Source organism: Deltaproteobacteria bacterium (genome assembly GCA_030654105.1).
Classification (GTDB): domain Bacteria; phylum Desulfobacterota; class SM23-61; order SM23-61; family SM23-61; genus JAHJQK01.
Window position 1 is genome coordinate 1 of the sequence record JAURYC010000165.1, and the last position, 17,248, is coordinate 17,248.

Here is a 17,248-nt window from a genome sequence, read left to right on the forward strand (position 1 = left end):
CGATGATAAGCTCTCTATATTTTATTAGCCCCTAAAATACTCTAATTTGGTCTCCAAATCAAGAAATCAATTAAGCCTTCCCATAATCTTTCCTGGCCGGCTTCTCCCATCCATGCTCACCGACCAGCGCCACGAAGCTGCATTCCCGCAGGTCCTCTTCGGAAAATCCCCTTTTCTTCCGGCGCACTCTCAAAAGCCTTTGAGAGTTTTTATCCCCAACCGGGATGACCAGAACCCCCCCGATTTTGACCTGTTCCATCAAAGGCGATGGCAGGGAAGGCGCCCCGGCTGTAACCAGAATGGCATCGAATGGCCCTTCCTCCTTCCAGCCATAGGAGCCGTCAAAGAGCCGGGTCATTACGTTCCGGCATTGGAGTTGATCGAAATTTTTCCTGGCCCTCTCCAGCAGGGAACGGATCCGTTCCACGGAATAGATCCGGTCGGCAAGCTTGGCCAGAATAGCAGTCTGATATCCTGACCCGGTCCCGATTTCTAAAACCCGTTCGTCGCCGCGCAGCCCCAGGGCTTCACTCATAAAGGCTACCATGAAAGGTTGAGATATGGTCTGCCCTTCCCCAATAGGCAGTGCAGAATCCCCGTAGGCCTGCCCCTGCAAAGTCTCCGGTACAAAAAGGTGACGAGGTACCTGCTCCATGGCGGCGATCACCCGGGGTTCCCTGATCCCTCGGCCGATAATCTGCTCTTTTACCATTCGCTGGCGCGCCCGGAAATAATCGGAATATTTTGGCTGGGAAGCAACGGAAAATTTCATGGAAAGTTAAAATGAATTAAATTAATTTGGACACAGATTCCCACGGATAAACGTAGATAATTATTTTATGTATTTTTCGCATTTAATATCCTGAAAATCTGTATTTATCTGTGGTCAATAAGGAAATTTCTATACAATGTCCTCAGATCTTTCGTTTGGATAGCGTCGCAAAGGATGCATAATTGGTCCAGTCCAAGTGAAGCGGTGTGATCGAGATAAAATTTTTAGCCACGGCTTTAAAATCCGAATCTTCCGTATCCGCATACCCCGGATCATTACCGCCGATGATATAATGTTTTCTGCTCCGCGGCCCGATCTTTTCCTGAACCGACTCCCCGTAAATTCGTTTGCCCATGCGGGTGATCTTGTATGACCGTGGCTTTTTTCCCTGAGCAGGGACGTTCACGTTCAAAAAAGTATTGCGGGGCAGGCCATATTGCAGGACGTTCCTGGCCAAACGAGCGGCAAAAGAAGCCGCATGCGTAAAGATGCACTGGTTCCTGGCCACTAGAGAAATTGCGAAGGAAGGGATCCCCAGGATCGCTCCCTCAATGGCTGCGGAAACGGTACCGGAATAAGTAATGTCTTCTCCCAGGTTTTCTCCTATGTTGATCCCGGAGACAATCAAGTGGGGTCGCTCCGGCAGAATTTTGCTGGTTCCCAGAAGAACGCAATCGGTCGGCGTTCCGTTGACCGTAAAAAATCGATCGCCAAAATTCTTCACCCTTTTCCACCGCAGGGGACGATTCATCGTCAAAGAGTGGCTGCAGGCGCTTTGTTCCCGATCCGGAGCAACCACCCAAACTTCGCCAACGGGATCCAGGGCCCTGGCCAACGCCAGCAGGCCCGGAGATTGAATTCCATCATCGTTGGAAACTAAAATCCTCAATTTTATCTCCAAAAGGGACGCAGATTTACGCAGATAAACACAGTTATACCCGATACGCTAAGCGCTTAGCGCTATGCGCATAGCGTTTTTATTTTTTCATCTGCGTCCAATATTAAAATTTTTTATCGCCATAACGACTCCAGGTAGCGTTCCACGGCAAAGGCAGCCGTGGCCCCGTCGCCAACAGCGGTGGTTACCTGCCGCAAAAGCTTCTGCCGAACATCGCCCGCAGCAAAAATCCCTGGGGCGGAGGTAGCCATATTCCCATCGGTAATCACATACCCCCGATCATCCAATTTTACCACCCCGCCAAGAAACCCCGTAATGGGTTTCAGCCCTGCATAGAAAAAGACTCCGTTTACTTGCAAAGTCCGGGTTTCCTGAGTCTTCACATTCTTCAATTCCAACCCCTCTACGCCTGTCCTGCCCAAAACTTTCGCCACCACGGTGTCCCAGAGGATTTCGATCTTTTCGTTCTGCAACGCTCGCTCCTGCAGGATTTTTTCTGCCCGCAGGGCGTTACGCCGGTGGATGATGTAGACCCGCCTGGCAAATCGGGTCAGGAATAAAGCTTCGTCCACAGCAGAGTCTCCCCCGCCCACTACGCCGATATCCTGATCCCGGAAAAAAGGACCGTCGCAAGTGGCGCAGTAAGACACCCCCCTTCCCTTCAGTTCTTCCTCTCCAGGAACCCCTAATTTTATGGGCTCAACCCCTGTGGCCACAATCACGGTTTTGGTGGTTACTTTCCGGCCTTCCCATCCAACTTCCCAATGTTTCCCTTTCGCCACCAGATGGTTCACTTCCCCATTGATCATCTCCAGCCCAAAGCGCTTGGCTTGTTTCTCCATCGCTTGAGACAATTCCGGCCCGGGGATTCCCTCCGGAAAACCGGGGTAGTTTTCGATCAGAAAGGTGCTGGCGGCCTGGCCCCCCGGAGCCATCTTCTCGATGAGCAGGGTGCGCAGTTTGCCCCGGGCAGCATAAAGTCCAGCAGTCAGACCTGCCGGGCCACCGCCGGCGATCAACAAATCATGTTCTAGCGCCTCCACGACTTTTCCCCCAATTCTGATGGCTTCGTAAAAAGTCCCGTTTTCGTCATTGCGGCGGTTTAGTAGGGGCGCGGTTACCGTGCCCCTACTTTGCCATCCATCTTGATGACTTTTTAAGAAATCATTATTTTTATCAACCAGTAAAATACCATAGTTGGATTGAGAAAAGAAGAGAGAAGAGAGAATGGGAAATGTAAAACGTGGAAAGCAGTTAATGAATGACTCGCTTGTTTCCCTCATCAGATTTGTTATAATGGTTTTGAAAATCGGGAAGGAAGATAAGTTTGTTAAATATTGCCTTTTTCTGGCACATGCATCAACCTTATTACCGGGACCCTCTGAGTGGAGAATACTCTCTCCCCTGGGTACGCCTGCATGCCTGCAAGGGTTATTACGACATGATTTCCCTCCTGGAGGAATATCCGGCAATCCGGCAAACGTTCAATTTGGTTCCTTCTCTCCTCCGCCAGTTAAATGAGTATGCCCGGGGAGAAGCCCAGGATGCTTTTCTGGACCACACCCGCAAGCCCGCCGAAGAACTCTCCCCCGAGGAAAAAAAATTTATCCTGATCAACTTTTTCCTATGCAACCGGGAGACGATGGTCAAACCCTATCCGGCTTACTGGGCTCTTTTAAAAAAAAGAGGGGTCAAAGTCCCTGAATACCACTGGGATGACCTGCTCCACCATTTTACCCCCCAGGACTTCCGCGACCTGCAGGTCTGGTTTAACCTTACCTGGTTCGGGCACCGGGCCCGGGAAAAGAAAGAAAGCGTCCGTGAACTTTTTCAGAAAGGAAGGGTTTTTGCGGAGTCGGACAAAACCATTCTTCTGCAGGCTCAATCGGAAATCATCCAGGAGTTAATTCCTCTCTATCAATCCATGCTGGCCAAAGGACAAGTGGAAATTACCACCAGCCCTTTTTACCACCCCATCCTTCCCCTGCTTATCGACTGGACGACCGCGTCCAGGTCAATGCCCAAAGTATCCCTACCCGGTTCGTTTTCCCATCCGGAAGATGCTGAGGTGCAGATCCAAAAGGCCGTAGAGTATTATCAGCATCTTTTTGGATGCCAACCTAAGGGAATGTGGCCCTCCGAAGGCTCGGTATGCCCCGAACTGATCCCCCTCGCCCATAAGGCCGGGATCCACTGGATGGCCTCGGATGAGGGGATTCTTTTTAGATCCCTATCCGGGGATACGGCTCGCCACCGCCTCTACCGGCCCTATCGGGTAAAGTTCCAGGGGGCGGAAGTTACAATGGTTTTTCGCGACCGGAATCTTTCCGACCTCATCGGCTTTACCTATGCCAAAAATTCTCCCCAGGTTGCGGCGTCTGACCTCCTAACCCGTCTGAAGAATATTCAGAAATCTCAGCCTGCCGACCCCAGTCGCCTGGTCCTGATTGCCCTGGACGGAGAAAATCCCTGGGAATATTACCCGGATGGAGGTCGTGATTTTTTGCGGGGGCTCTACGATAAGCTGTCCCATGACTCTGCCCTGCAGACGGTTAAAATCAGTGAATTTTTAGAAACGTACCCCCCCAAGGAAGTGCTGGATTCTCTATACACCGGGTCCTGGATCGATCAAAACTTCAGAATCTGGATCGGTTCTCCGGAGGATAACCAAGCCTGGGATTGCTTGCGCCGAACGCGTACTTTCTTAGAGAAGGCCCCGGGAAAAAACCAAAATTTTCCTGCAACAACCTGGCAGTCGGCCTGGGATGAAATCTACATCGCCGAGGGGAGTGATTGGTTTTGGTGGTATGGAGATAATTTCACCAGCGACAACGACGAAGAATTCGACCGTCTCTTTCGAAGTCATTTGAGTAATGTGCACCTACTTCTCCAATCTCCCGTGCCCGATTACCTGAAGACACCCATTACCTTATCCCACGAGGTTAAACCCGCGGTGGAGCCGGTGGGATTGCTCTCGCCCGTCCTGGATGGACGGATTACCCATTTCTATGAGTGGCAAGAAGCGGGATATTTCGCCAGCCGGTCTTACCGCAGCTCAATGCACCGGGCGGAAGGATTTATTTCTGGCCTTTATTTCGGTTTCGATTTGCAGCATCTTTACTTTCGCCTCGATCCGATCCTCCGGGAGCCCAATCACTTTCCCAGCCTGCAATTTCATATCCGCTTTTCCAATCCTCGGAAATGCCAGATTATCTTTCCTGTCCAATTTCCAGAGGGGGGGGAACAGTCTTTCACTTTAGTTAAGCCGTCCGCAGGAAGCAGCCAGCCCACGGACCGCTTTACGACCATCTGTTCCGACCAAATCATCGAGTTAGCCATCCCATTCGCCGCGCTGCAATTTCAACCCAAGCAGAGAGTAGATTTTTTCCTTCAGGTTCAAAAAGAAGATCTCGAATTGGAACGCTATCCGCGAAGTGGGTATCTTTCGCTGGTCATTCCGGATCAAGATTTTGAATCAACCCTGTGGCAAGTCTAATGGAAGAAGGGCTGCCCATGCTATGACTTTAACAGGTTGCCGAAAAACTCTCTCAAAGTCATTGTGAGGAGGGATTTCGGAATGAGGCAATCTTATAACTTATTGGAGTTTTTAAAGACGAGATTGCTTCGTCCGCCTCAGGCGGACTCGCAAAGACTCGGTTGGGAGTTTTTCCGTGAACTGTTAAAGAGATAAAAAAACCGGGAATTTCATTCAGCTTGTCCCTCTTGTGGCAACGGGAAAGCGGGCTAGGCCAGCGCCATGGAAAGGTGACCGTCGCCACCTATAAAAGCTTCCTTTTTCATCAACAGGCAGCTACAATGGAAGTGCAGTGAAAACGCCAAATGTCGCTTCCGTGCGGTCAGTTTCTGGTGCGAAGGAGGAATGAATGTCGGAATTACGTAAAGACCCGGTCACCGGCCGGTGGGTAATTGTTTCCACGGAAAGGGGTAGAAGGCCATCCGATTTCGGAGTCCAGAATCATAAGCCCAAAGGCGGTTTCTGCCCCTTCTGCCCGGGAAACGAGGATAAAACTCCCCCCGAAATTTTAGCCTTCCGGCAGGAGGGCTCCCAGCGCAATGGACCGGGATGGCGTTTGCGGGTAGTTTCCAATAAATTTCCCGCCCTACGCGTAGAAGGGGAAATTAACCGGGAGGGAGTTGGACTCTACGATAAAATGAGTGGCATCGGAGCCCATGAAGTCATCATCGAAACCCCTAACCATGAGGAAACCCTTACCCACCTCTCCCCCAAACATTTCGAGGAGGTTCTCTGGGCCTACCGGGACCGCATGCTGGACTTGCGCCGGGACATCCGCCTTCGCTATGCCATGCTATTTAAAAATCACGGTGAGGCAGCCGGAGCTACCCTCGAGCATCCCCATTCGCAGTTAATCGCCCTGCCCATTGTACCCCATCTGGTTATGGAGGAGATGACCGGAGCAAAGGATTATTATGGCTACAAAGAACGGTGCATCTTCTGCGACATCGTCCGTCAAGAAATTCAGCAAGGGGAACGGGTCGTTTTAGAAAACTCGGAATTCATCGTCATCAACCCTTTCGCCTCTTTCGCCCCTTTTGAATCCTGGATTCTGCCCAAGCGGCATAACTCTTTTTTTGAAGAGAGCCAGGCCCAGGAAATCCAGTCTCTGGGTTCAATTTTTTTGGAAACCTTAAAACGCCTGGAGAAAGCCTTGAACTTTCCTCCCTACAATTTTACTCTCCATACGACCCCTTTTAAGGAGAGAAATCTGGAGTATTACCATTGGCACTTTGAGATCATTCCCAAGCTCACGAAGTTTGCTGGATTCGAGTGGGGTTCCGGGTTTTTCATCAATCCAACCCCTCCCGAAGAAGCCGCTAAATTTTTAAGGGAGCTCGGCGCCTAAGGAGGGGACCGATGAAAATTCTTTTCGCAACTTCCGAAGCCGTTCCTTTCGCCAAAACAGGAGGATTGGGAGACGTTTCCGGCGCTCTGCCCAGAGTCCTGGCTCAAATGGGTCATGAAGTCACCCTGATATTACCGAAATATCGTCAGGTTAACGAGAAACGGTTCAAGCTCATCAAGAAAAAAGTGGGGCTGCAGGTTCCCGTCGCCCAAAAGATGGAAGAAGCCGAAGTGTATTCAGTCGAATTGGCACCTCGCTTCAACGCTCTGCTCGTTCGGCAAGATACTTATTATCAGCGCGATCAACTTTATGGAACGATAAACGGTGACTTCGAGGATAACGCCGAACGCTTTATATTCTTTTCCCGGTCCGTTTTAGAGGCAGCCCTGGCCCTGGAACTACAGCCTGACATCATTCATTGTAATGACTGGCAAACCGGACTGATCCCCGTCTACCTCAAGAAGCTCTACCATGCCGTTCCTTCGCTGGGACAAGCTGCGTCCATCTTCACCGTCCACAACCTGGCCTATCAAGGCCTTTTCTGGCATCACGATATGCCCATGACCAACCTGGGGTGGGAACTTTTTACTCCGCAAGCCCTGGAATTCTACGGCAAGATCAACTTTCTCAAGGGGGGAACTGTTTTTGCCGATGCCGTCACTACCGTCAGCCGCAGGTACATGGAAGAAATCCAGACCGAAGAATTCGGCTGTGGTTTAGACGGGGTCTTTCGGGACCGCCGGGAAGACCTTTACGGAATCCTGAACGGGGTGGACTATGGAGAATGGTCTCCGGAAGTGGACCCTTTCATCAAGCAGAGGTACGGTCCTTCCGATTTGAAGGGCAAGAGGGAGTGTAAAGCCGACCTGCAGCGGGAATTCCGGCTGGCCACGAAAGAAGATGTACCCCTTATCGGGTCCATTTCCCGCCTGGCCGAACAGAAAGGTATCGACCTTATTGGCGCCGACATGGAAAAAATGATGGAGCTTGGCCTGCAGTTTGTACTCCTGGGAACGGGGGAGGAGAAATACCACCTTCAATTCCAGAAATTCAGCGAGAAATACCCCCAACAGGTCGGGGTGAAGATCGGCTTTGACAACGCCTTGGCCCACAAGATTGAAGCCGGCGCGGATATGTTCCTCATGCCTTCCCGCTATGAACCCTGCGGGCTGAACCAGATTTACAGTTTGAAATACGGCACGGTGCCCATCGTCAGGGCTACGGGAGGGCTGGATGATACCATCCAAGACTTCACCCCCACGAACCTGGAAGGAAATGGTTTCAAGTTCGGGGACTATTCCCCTTCTTGCCTTTTGGAAACAATCAAGCGGGCCCTGCAGGTTTACCGCAACAAAATCACCTGGGAAAAACTGCTGCTCCGGGGAATGTCCGCGGACTTTTCCTGGGAACAATCTGCCAGGGCGTATCTGAAAGTTTATCAAGAAACCTTGGCGAAGAAAAAAAACCGAAACGGAAAAGAATGAATTCCCGCGAGATTTTATCCAGGGTTATCGAACTTTCGAATGCTCCCGTAGACGCCGACCAGCGCCTGGGGCATCTGGTGGACTTCTTGTCTCAGACTTTCTCCATTCCTTTTTGCGCCCTTTTCATCTGGGACCCCAGGGAGGCCCGGGTGTTCCTGAAACTCTGCAGTGAAAAGCACCCGAATCTTCCACCCGGCCTCAGTTTCCCTGTAAATACGGAGCCCTGGGGAGCCAGCCTTCTGCAAAAAAAACCAATGATCATTCCCGACGCTGCGCAGTTTTCTCTATGGAGCCTATCCATTCCGGAAAACTTCACCCCCTTCTCTTTCCTGGCTTTTTTCCCCATCGCGGATGAAATTTTTCTTTACGGCGTACTGGCTCTCCTGGGGGAACAACCCCGGCAATTCTCCGAAGAAGAGAGTTTTCTTCTACCGGTAATCTGCCGCCAGCTGGCCGGCACTCTGCGCAGCACCCAAGTGTCTTTACAAGCGAAAAAACGAATCGCCCAGTTGAGCACCTTGCAGGCCATCAGCAATGCCATCAGCTCCACCTTGGAGTTGGGAGAATTGCTCAACCGGATAACTCTGAACAGCACGAAGGTCCTTCAGGCCGATGGAGCGATCCTGCGCCTCCTCGACGAAGAAGGGGGGATGCTGAAGATTGTCTCCACCTACGGACTGGAAAATGGAACAGATGAAGCCGGCCCGCCCCAACAGGTTCCCTTGGGTGAAGACGCGGCCGGTACCGTAGCCCTGACCCAGGAACCCCTCCTGATCTCCGATGCGCAAACATCCCCTTACTCTTTTGCCAAGTTTCCCCAAAAAATATCATCGGTCATCTGTGTACCTTTGATCTTCCGGTCCAAGACCGTTGGAACCCTGACCCTTTTCAGTCTTTACCGCGAATGGCGCCCGGTGAAAGTTTTCGATGAAGAGGATAAAAATCTCCTCAGCACGATGGCTTCCCAAATCGCCATTGCCATCGAGAACGCCATCATCTTGCAGCGGGCCGAGCTTTTGGCCAGAGATAAAGAGCGTAGTGTCCGGGAGCTTTCCCTACTTTATGAAGTTTCCCGATCCATGCATACGACCATCAATTCAGAGCAGCTATTGCGCATCATCCTCATTTCCATAACCCTGGGAAATCGCCAGGGCTTCGACCGGGCCGCTCTATTCCTGGTCGATGAAAAAGAAAACGTCCTTAAAGGTATGATGGGCGTGGGAGCCAGAAGCCGCGAAGAAGCTGAACAGTGGCGGAAAAAAATCGAGGAACGTCCCGTCTTTTCCCGAGGCTGGATCGTTCCGGAGGAAATGGAATTTAATCCCTACGATCTGCAGGTTCGAGAGGCGCGGATCTCCCTCAACGAGAAACGCTCGCTCCTGGTCAGGACCCTACGGGAGATGCGCTCTTTTAATATCCAGGATGCCGCCTCGGATCCGGAGGTCAACCCCGGAATCCTTCGCTGGTTTGGCAGCCGGGCCTTTGCCTGCGTCCCTCTGATCGCTAAAGAAAAAGCCATCGGGCTCATCGCCGTGGATAACCTTTTCACTGACCGGCCCATTACCTCTGCGGACCTCGGGCTCCTCACCCTGCTGGCCAACCAAGCAGCCATGGCCATCGAAAACTCCCGCCTCTACAGTAACCTGCAGGAGATTAACACTCAGCTTCTCCAGACCCAAAACCGTCTCATTCAGTCCGAAAAGCTGGCCGCCTTGGGGGAGATGGTGGCTTCGATTACCCATGAGATCAAAAACCCCTTGGTCTCCATTGGAGGGTTTGCCCGCCGGCTCGAACGGAATTTTCAGGAAAATTCTCCGGAGAAAAAATATATTCGTATCATTCTCAAGGAAGTAAAGCGGCTCGAAAGCACCCTCAACGCGACCCTGGCCTACTCCAAGGAACCTTCCATTCCCACTGGCCATTACGAACTCAATCGCATCCTGGAAGACACCCTTTTCATACTCGATAGCGAATTTCATGATCGGAACATTCGGGTCACCAAAGATTTGGCCCCCAACCTGCCTCCCCTTTTTAGCGACCCGCAGCAGCTCAATCAGGTTTTTCTCAACCTCCTGGTGAACGCCATGCAGGCCATCGGGAAAGAAGGAAATCTGGTCGTAAAAACCTCCTGCCGGGAACAGGGGGAGCGTAAATTTATTCAGGTGGAAGTTAGCGACACCGGCGGGGGAATTCCACTGGAGGTCCTGGATAATATTTTCAACCCTTTTTTCACTACCAAACAGGATGGTACAGGCTTAGGCCTGGCCATTGCCCATAAAATTGTTACCCAGCACCGGGGAGAAATCGAGGTGGTCAACCATCCGGGAGTTGGAGCCACTTTCTTGATCCGCTTTCCCCTGTCGGAATAAAATACTCTATTCACCACAGAGAACACAGCGCGGCATAGCCGCAACCAAAAAAAATCACCCCCTCCCCACCTTCCCCCCTCGAGGGGGAGGGATAGGGTGGGGGGGATTGCTTAATAAAATTTTGAGAAATTGCACGTTAGTAGTACAGAGATACGTCATAATGTTTTGTTCTTTTTCGCCTTACCCTATCGCTTTTTGTTTTTTTAAATATATTTTTCTCTGCGATCTCAGCGAACACCGTATTGAAATAATTTTGGGCAATTGGAAATGACCCCTACAAAGCAATTTGTCGAAGTTGCTGTGATGCTGCCGATCCGCCGGACCTTTGTCTACGAGGTCCCGGAAGAGATGAAACCAGCAGCCGTTCCCGGGAAGGGGGTGTGGATCCCTTTCGGGCGGCGTTTTCTCCCCGGGTATGTGCTCGGAACGGCCAAAACGCTTCCCCCCCAAAAAACAATCCTCCCGATCCACCAGGTTTTGCCTGAAGACTTTTCCCTTACGGAAAATTTTTTAACCTTTCTGCTATGGGTCTCGCGCTATTACTTCCAGCCCATAGGGGAGGTCATCAAAACCGCCCTGCCAGCGGGCCTCCATCTTCATCAGCGGGAAACTTACACCATTACCCCGAAGGGCCTGCAAATCTTAGAAACCCTTTCTTCCCCATCTGGGGAAAGGAAGTTGCTGCAATCCCTGAAACGACGGGGGGAGAAAGTTTTATTTTCCCCCCTGCGCCGCAAGAAGTCCTTGGGTCCCGAGCGTCAGTGGATCGAACGAATGATCGCCGACGGCCTTATTGAAAAAAAAGATAAATCCTGGCAGCAGCATTCCCCAGGAAAAAAGATAAGGTTTATCCGGTTTTTATCAATAGACGAGGATGTCCCCCTCTCTCCCCGGCAAAAAGAAGCCCTGAGTTTTATCCAGGAAGCAGGAGAACTCCCCGTTTCAATTTTTAAAGAAAAATATAATAATTCATTGCCGATCTTGTCAAAATTGCAAAAAAATAATTTAATAGAAATTGTCCAGAAGGAAGAAATCCGCCAATTATCCTGGGAAGGAATAGAAGAGTGGATGGACGGCCCACCATCCTTATTGACCGCAGAGCAAAAACAGGTTATCGGAGAAATTTCTCAGGCCCTCCACTCGCAAAAATCCCATTCCTTTCTCCTGCATGGGGTCACGGGCAGCGGCAAAACCGAAGTTTACTTACGCGTAATCGAAGAGGCCGTGGCCCAAGGGAAACAAGCTCTGCTTTTGGTCCCGGAGATTGCCCTTACCGCCCAGCTGGTCGCCTATTTCCGGTCACGCATCGAATATCCCATGGCCGTTTGGCACAGTGGGCTCACCCCGGGAGAGCGCTATCATGAATGGCGCAAAATGAAAAGAGGGTTGGTGAATTTAGTCATCGGTGCCCGCTCGGCGATTTTTGCCCCTTTGGACCGCTTGGGTATCCTCATTGTAGATGAAGAACATGACCCTTCCTACAAACAAGAAGAAAAAGTTCGTTACCATGCCCGGGACTTGGCTCTGGTTCGCGGGAAGATGGAAAAAGCAGTGGTGGTACTTGGCTCGGCCACTCCCTCCCTGGAATCGTATTACAATGTCTTAGAAAAAAAATTCCGGTATCTCGCTCTTCCCCATCGTATCGACCACCGCCCTTTGCCGGAAATTCAAGTGGTGGACATGCGCCAGGAACAGAGAGAAGGGAAAGAACGTCTGATTTTTTCCCGGGCTCTGGAAAAAGCCTTGCAGGAGAATACCGAACGGGGAGAGCAAGCTCTCCTCTTTTTGAACCGGCGTGGTTTTTCCACCTTCGCCCTCTGCCGCGATTGCGGATTCGTCTACAAGTGCCCCAACTGCAGCGTTTCTTTGAATTACCACCTTTCCGACAAGTCCTTTCATTGCCATTATTGTAACTTTTCCGTTCCCGCCCTACCCCGCTGCCCGGAGTGCGCCTCCATCCATCTCCTGCTTTTCGGGTTGGGCACCCAACGCTTGGAGGAGGAAGTCAAGAAGAAACTACCCCAGGCCCAAGTGGCCCGCATGGACCGCGACACGACGGCCCGCAAAAAATCGCACCAAAAGATTCTGAATCAGCTTCGTAAGGGTGAAGTGAACCTTTTGGTGGGGACGCAGATGATCACCAAAGGGCACGACTTCCCCCGGGTTACTCTCGTGGGGGTATTGGCCGCCGATTTGTCCTTGAACGTTCCTGATTTTCGGGCCGGGGAGCGTACCTACCAGCTGCTTACCCAGGTGGCCGGCAGGGCTGGAAGAGGATCTTTACCGGGAAAAGTCATCATCCAGACCTATAACCCGAATCAATACAGCATCCAGTTGGCTCAGCAACAGGACTTTTTGGCCTTTTATCAACAGGAGGCCCAATACCGAAAAGAGCTGGGCTATCCTCCCTTTACCCGCTTAATCAATCTGCGGATGGAAGGAAACTCCCCAGTTCGGATCCTCCTTTTGGCCAAAGCCATGGAGCAACTGATTGCAGGAATATTACCCAAGGAAAAGAAGTTTCAAGGGCAAATTGAAGTACTGGGGCCAACCATGGCTCCTCTGGGCCGGCTCAAGGGGAAAAACCGTTACCAGATACTCTTAAAAGGAAAGAGATGGTCGGTTCTCCACGCCTTCACCGAGAAGGTTTTGGCCCAAGCGGAAAAAGAAATATCCTTCGCCGGAGTGAAATTGATAGTTGATGTAGACCCTGTGAATATGTTATAAAAAGCCATGGCTGTGCTCGAAATTCTGAAGTACCCCAACCCGAACCTGAAAAAAAAATCTCACCCGGTAAAAAAAATTGATTCGTCCCTTCGACAGCTGATCCAGAACATGGTCGAAACATTGTACGCCGCTCCTGGCGTAGGGCTGGCTGCTCCCCAAGTGGGATATCTCCTCCGTTTGGTCGTAATCGATGTAACCCCGGTGAACCAACCCAAAAACCTAATGGTCCTGATCAACCCCGAGATCGTAACTTCCGAAGGGGAGTGCACCTGGGAAGAGGGATGCCTGAGCGTCCCGGATTTAGCCGAAGAAGTGAAGCGGAAAAAGAAGGTTGTGGTTCGCTGCCGGAACCTTGAGGGAGAAACCGTGGAGATTGAGGGCAACGATCTGTTGTCCGTTGTTCTGCAGCATGAGATTGATCATCTCGATGGGATCCTTTTTGTCGATCATCTCAGTCAACTGAAAAGAGATCTGTACAAGCGCCAACTAAAAAAGGAGAAGAAAGAAGGAAAGAAGCTTTGAAAGTTCTCTTCCTCGGCACCTCTGAATTCGCTCTTCCATCGTTGAAAAATCTCCTGGGGTCTTCTCATGAAGTTTTAGCGGTGGTCACCCAACCGGATCGCCCCAAAGGTCGGGGGCAAAAACTTTTTCCTTCCGCCATTAAATCTCTGGCTCTGGCCAAGAACCTCCCCATCTTCCAGCCGGAAAAAATCCGGGATCCTGTTTCCCTGGAGGTTTTACAATCCTGCCGACCCGAGCTCATCGTAGTTGTGGCCTACGGGCAAATTCTTTCTTCTTCCGTCCTCTCGATTCCTCCCCGGGGATGTGTGAATGTCCACGGCTCCCTCCTGCCGCAATACCGGGGAGCGGCGCCCATCACCTGGGCCATCCTCAACGGGGAAACCCGGACAGGAGTAACCACGATGTTCCTGGATGCTGGAATGGATACCGGCCCGATCCTCCTCACTGCAGAAACTCCCATTGAACAGGAAGACACTACCGGAACCCTGCATGACCGGCTTTCCCGGATGGGCGCTGACCTGTTGCGGCAAACCCTCGACGGCCTGGAAAAAGGCCAGATCATCCCTCGTTCGCAAGACCATTCCCAATCCACTTATGCTCCCAAGATTGATAAAGAGGCGGGTCGGATCAATTGGGATCATCCGGCGCGTGAACTCTTTAACTTCCTGCGGGCCTTCGACCCCTGGCCAGGAGCCTTCACTTTCTGGAAGGGCCGTATGTTAAAGCTCTTTCGCCCGCATTTCCCAGAGGAAATGGAAAAAGATGTCCGGGAAGCCCCCGGAACCATCACCCGGGTGGGCGCCGAAGAGCTGTATATCGCCACCAGCCGAGGGGATCTCTCGGTCCGGGAACTCCAACTGGCCAACCGCCCGCGCATGGGCGTGGCTGAATTTTTGCGGGGCCATCCTCTGCAGGCCGGCGTACGTTTGGGCGAATAAGAAAGGGTGTTCATGGATAGACCGCCTGCTTTCGATGAAGTGCGTATGCAGGCCTGGAAAATCTTGCGGCAGGTGGAAGACTCCCGGACTTTTGCCGACCTTTCCCTCGACCGAACCTTTGCTAAGAACCCGCATTGGCGGCCATTGGACCGGGCCTTTATCTTGGAATTGGTCCTGGGGACTCTTCGCTGGCGGGGGAGGATCGACCTGGCCATTCATCTCGCTTCCAAGTATCCGGAGAAAAATATCAATTCCCAATTAATCCAACTTTTAAGGTTGGGAGGCTACCAGATCTTGTTCCTGGACCGGGTTCCTGACTCTGCCGCCGTGAATGAATCCGTCCGCCTGGCCAAGGCTATTTTTAAAAATGAAAAAATGAGCGCCTTTGTCAACGCCGTCCTCAGGGCCATTGCCCGTAAAAAAAATCAAGAGGTTTTTCCGCCCTTCACTTCCCACCCTATTGAATACATTACTCAGGCCCTTTCCCACCCACGCTGGATGGTCGAAGGCTGGGTAAAGGAATTTGGGCCAGAGATGACCCAGAAAATTTGCGCTGCCAACAATCTGCGGCCTCCCTTCACCGTGCGGGTGAATACTTTAAAAATCTCCAGGGAAGCCCTGCGGGAAAAATTGCATGCCGCGGGGATCGATTCCTTTCCGACCCCCTTTTCCCCCGAGGGGTTGATCCTAAAAAAAAGTCCATTCTTGGCCGAGGATGAGTTGTTCCAAAAAGGAATGTACTTCGTGCAGGACGAAGCCTCCCAAATCATCGCTCATCTTCTCGACCCACGACCCGGTGAGCGAGTGTTGGACGCTTGCGCCGCCCCGGGGGGAAAATCCACTCATCTGGCCCAGCTCATGGAAGATCGGGGAGAAATCATCGCCCTGGACCTTCACCGCCCCAAGGTGGAGGTCATCCAGGAAAACTGTCGGCGGCTGGGAATATCCACCATTCAAACTTTTCAAACCGATGCGATCCAGCCTCTCCCCCTCCCTGCCCAATTCATCTTCGACCGAATCCTGATCGACGCTCCCTGCACGGGTCTGGGAATCCTACACCGCAATCCGGAAGTCAAATGGCGACGGAAACCCCAAGACGCTCGGCGCCTGCAAGGGTTGCAAATGGCCCTCCTGGAAAACGTCTGTTCGCGCTTGAAAACGGAGGGGATTTTGGTCTATAGTACCTGTACGATGACCCGGGAAGAAAATGATTCCGTGGTGGAAGCCTTTCTGGGCCGGCACAAAGATTTTCAGGTTGAAGACCTGCGCTTCATTGTCCCGGAATCCTGGCAGCCCTTGGTCGATGAAAAAGGATTCCTGCGCACTTACCCGGAGATGATCATCCTTAGGGGAAATTATCGCCTGGATGGTTTCTTTGCCGCCAGGATGAAAAAGGGGATATGAAAAATGCCCAATGAAAAATTTAATAAAATCTCTCCTTCCATCCTCTCTGCTGACTTCAGCCGACTGGGGGGAGAGGTGCAAGCGGTAGAAAAAGCCGGAGCCGATTACATTCATGTTGATGTCATGGATGGCCATTTTGTCCCCAACATCACTATCGGCCCGATGATCTTGGAATCGCTGCGCAAGATGACCTCTCTCCCTCTGGATGTTCATTTGATGATCCGGAATCCCGATGAATTTTTAACAGCTTTCGTTGAGGCCGGAGCCGGTATTCTCACGGTTCATGTAGAGGCCTGTTCCCATCTCCACCGCACGTTGACAGAAATCAAAAAAAGGGGGGCCCGCGCCGGCGTCTCTTTGAATCCGGCCACCCCTCTTTGCCTTATAGAGCCGGCCCTCGAATACGCTGACCTGGTTTTAGTTATGACCGTCAACCCGGGATTCGGCGGTCAGGAATTTATCCCTGCAATGCTACCCAAGATAAAACAACTTCGTTCGCTGATTGACCGCAAGGGCTGGAACCTGGAGCTGGAAGTGGATGGAGGGATTAAAGTCGATAACATTGGAGCTGTGGCCAAGGCAGGAGCAGACGTATTTGTAAGTGGCTCGGGAATATTTAAGACTTCCGACTATGGTAAAACGATCACTGCCATGCGCGAGGAAATTAAAAAAGGAGCAATGCTATGAGGGGTAAGGAAATTAAATTCATCGACCTGAGTATTCCCATTGAATCCGTACCCAGTGATCCGGAGTTTATGATCCCGCAACTGGAATACACCGATCATCAGGGTGGGCTGGTTTCGGCGCAAGAACTGCTCGGTTGCCGCCCGGAAGATCTTCCTCTCGGTTTGGGGTGGGCCGTGGAAAAGATTGTACTCAGTACTCACTCCGGCACTCACCTGGATGCCCCCTGGCATTATGCCCCCATATCGGAAGGGAAAAAGGCGAAAACGATCGACCAGATTCCTTTAGAGTGGTGCTACGGAAACGGCGTTGTCCTGGATTTTCGCCGCAAGAAGGCGGGTGCCCTGATAACGGTTAAAGACTTGGAAAAAGCCTTAAAAAAAATTCGCTACCGGATCAAACCCCGGGATATTGTGCTGATCATGACCGGCGCCGACCGTTACTGGGGAAAACCCGAGTACCTGGTTAAGGGCTGCGGCATGGGCCGGGAATCAACGCTTTGGTTGTTGGAACAGGGGGTTAAAGTGGTGGGAATCGATGCCTGGAGTTGGGATCGCCCTCTTCCTT

The 17,248-nt window shown here is 51.7% G+C and carries 13 protein-coding genes; 10 read left to right on the forward strand and 3 right to left on the reverse strand.

The genetic code is table 11. The annotated features are described in order from the left end of the window. Positions 1-70: 70 nt before the first annotated feature. From Q7V48_06845 to trxB, 3 genes are all read right to left on the reverse strand, one after another. Complete coding sequence (locus Q7V48_06845) at positions 71-712, reverse strand: protein-L-isoaspartate(D-aspartate) O-methyltransferase (protein ID MDO9210451.1); 642 nt, start codon at positions 710-712, stop codon at positions 71-73. A 202-nt stretch (positions 713-914) separates the two neighbouring features. Next, a complete protein-coding gene (gene surE / locus Q7V48_06850) occupies positions 915-1,661 on the reverse strand; it encodes a 5'/3'-nucleotidase SurE (protein ID MDO9210452.1) in 747 nt (248 codons plus the stop codon). A 122-nt stretch (positions 1,662-1,783) separates the two neighbouring features. Beyond that, positions 1,784-2,713, reverse strand: a complete 930-nt coding sequence (gene trxB, locus Q7V48_06855) for a thioredoxin-disulfide reductase (GenBank protein MDO9210453.1) — start codon at positions 2,711-2,713, stop codon at positions 1,784-1,786. Positions 2,714-2,997: 284 nt separating this feature from the next. On the opposite strand from trxB, the gene Q7V48_06860 reads away from it, so the two are divergent. The 10 genes from Q7V48_06860 to Q7V48_06905 all read left to right on the forward strand — a co-directional run. Then, positions 2,998-5,166, forward strand: coding sequence for a glycoside hydrolase family 57 protein (locus Q7V48_06860; protein MDO9210454.1), 2,169 nt, complete (start codon positions 2,998-3,000; stop codon positions 5,164-5,166). Between the two features lie 388 nt (positions 5,167-5,554). Further along, entirely contained in the window at positions 5,555-6,553 is a 999-nt protein-coding gene (galT, locus tag Q7V48_06865; protein ID MDO9210455.1) for a galactose-1-phosphate uridylyltransferase, read from the forward strand. Between the two features lie 11 nt (positions 6,554-6,564). After that, positions 6,565-8,037 carry a glycogen synthase GlgA gene (gene glgA, locus Q7V48_06870; GenBank protein ID MDO9210456.1) on the forward strand — a complete coding sequence of 491 codons (1,473 nt, stop codon included), beginning with the start codon at positions 6,565-6,567 and terminating at the stop codon, positions 8,035-8,037. Then, positions 8,034-10,406 carry a GAF domain-containing protein gene (locus Q7V48_06875; GenBank protein ID MDO9210457.1) on the forward strand — a complete coding sequence of 791 codons (2,373 nt, stop codon included), beginning with the start codon at positions 8,034-8,036 and terminating at the stop codon, positions 10,404-10,406. The genes glgA and Q7V48_06875 overlap by 4 nt, the downstream gene beginning before the upstream one ends. A 267-nt stretch (positions 10,407-10,673) precedes the next feature. Beyond that, a complete protein-coding gene (gene priA / locus Q7V48_06880; GenBank protein ID MDO9210458.1) occupies positions 10,674-13,133 on the forward strand; it encodes a primosomal protein N' in 2,460 nt (819 codons plus the stop codon). A 6-nt stretch (positions 13,134-13,139) separates the two neighbouring features. Then, positions 13,140-13,655, forward strand: a complete 516-nt coding sequence (gene def / locus Q7V48_06885) for a peptide deformylase (protein MDO9210459.1) — start codon at positions 13,140-13,142, stop codon at positions 13,653-13,655. Continuing rightward, the gene (fmt, locus tag Q7V48_06890; protein MDO9210460.1) at positions 13,652-14,593 is read left to right on the forward strand and encodes a methionyl-tRNA formyltransferase; all 942 of its coding nucleotides are present in this window, start codon (positions 13,652-13,654) and stop codon (positions 14,591-14,593) included. Before def ends, fmt begins: the two co-directional genes overlap by 4 nt. 12 nt (positions 14,594-14,605) lie before the next feature. Beyond that, positions 14,606-15,997 carry a 16S rRNA (cytosine(967)-C(5))-methyltransferase RsmB gene (gene rsmB / locus Q7V48_06895; GenBank protein ID MDO9210461.1) on the forward strand — a complete coding sequence of 464 codons (1,392 nt, stop codon included), beginning with the start codon at positions 14,606-14,608 and terminating at the stop codon, positions 15,995-15,997. Between the two features lie 3 nt (positions 15,998-16,000). Beyond that, a complete protein-coding gene (gene rpe / locus Q7V48_06900) occupies positions 16,001-16,684 on the forward strand; it encodes a ribulose-phosphate 3-epimerase (GenBank protein ID MDO9210462.1) in 684 nt (227 codons plus the stop codon). Further along, the coding region (locus Q7V48_06905; protein ID MDO9210463.1) for a cyclase family protein at positions 16,681-17,248 on the forward strand (568 nt) is incomplete at its 3' end. The genes rpe and Q7V48_06905, both read left to right, overlap by 4 nt.

What these genes read in the sequence shown, in the direction of transcription:
- Q7V48_06845 (MDO9210451.1), bottom strand. Translation starts at nt 712, where the DNA reads ATGGTAAAAGAGCAGATTATCGGCCGAGGGATCAGGGAACCCCGGGTG.
- galT (MDO9210455.1), top strand. Translation starts at nt 5,555, where the DNA reads ATGTCGGAATTACGTAAAGACCCGGTCACCGGCCGGTGGGTAATTGTT.
- glgA (MDO9210456.1), top strand. Translation starts at nt 6,565, where the DNA reads ATGAAAATTCTTTTCGCAACTTCCGAAGCCGTTCCTTTCGCCAAAACA.
- Q7V48_06875 (MDO9210457.1), top strand. Translation starts at nt 8,034, where the DNA reads ATGAATTCCCGCGAGATTTTATCCAGGGTTATCGAACTTTCGAATGCT.
- priA (MDO9210458.1), top strand. Translation starts at nt 10,674, where the DNA reads ATGACCCCTACAAAGCAATTTGTCGAAGTTGCTGTGATGCTGCCGATC.
- def (MDO9210459.1), top strand. Translation starts at nt 13,140, where the DNA reads ATGGCTGTGCTCGAAATTCTGAAGTACCCCAACCCGAACCTGAAAAAA.
- rsmB (MDO9210461.1), top strand. Translation starts at nt 14,606, where the DNA reads ATGGATAGACCGCCTGCTTTCGATGAAGTGCGTATGCAGGCCTGGAAA.
- rpe (MDO9210462.1), top strand. Translation starts at nt 16,001, where the DNA reads ATGCCCAATGAAAAATTTAATAAAATCTCTCCTTCCATCCTCTCTGCT.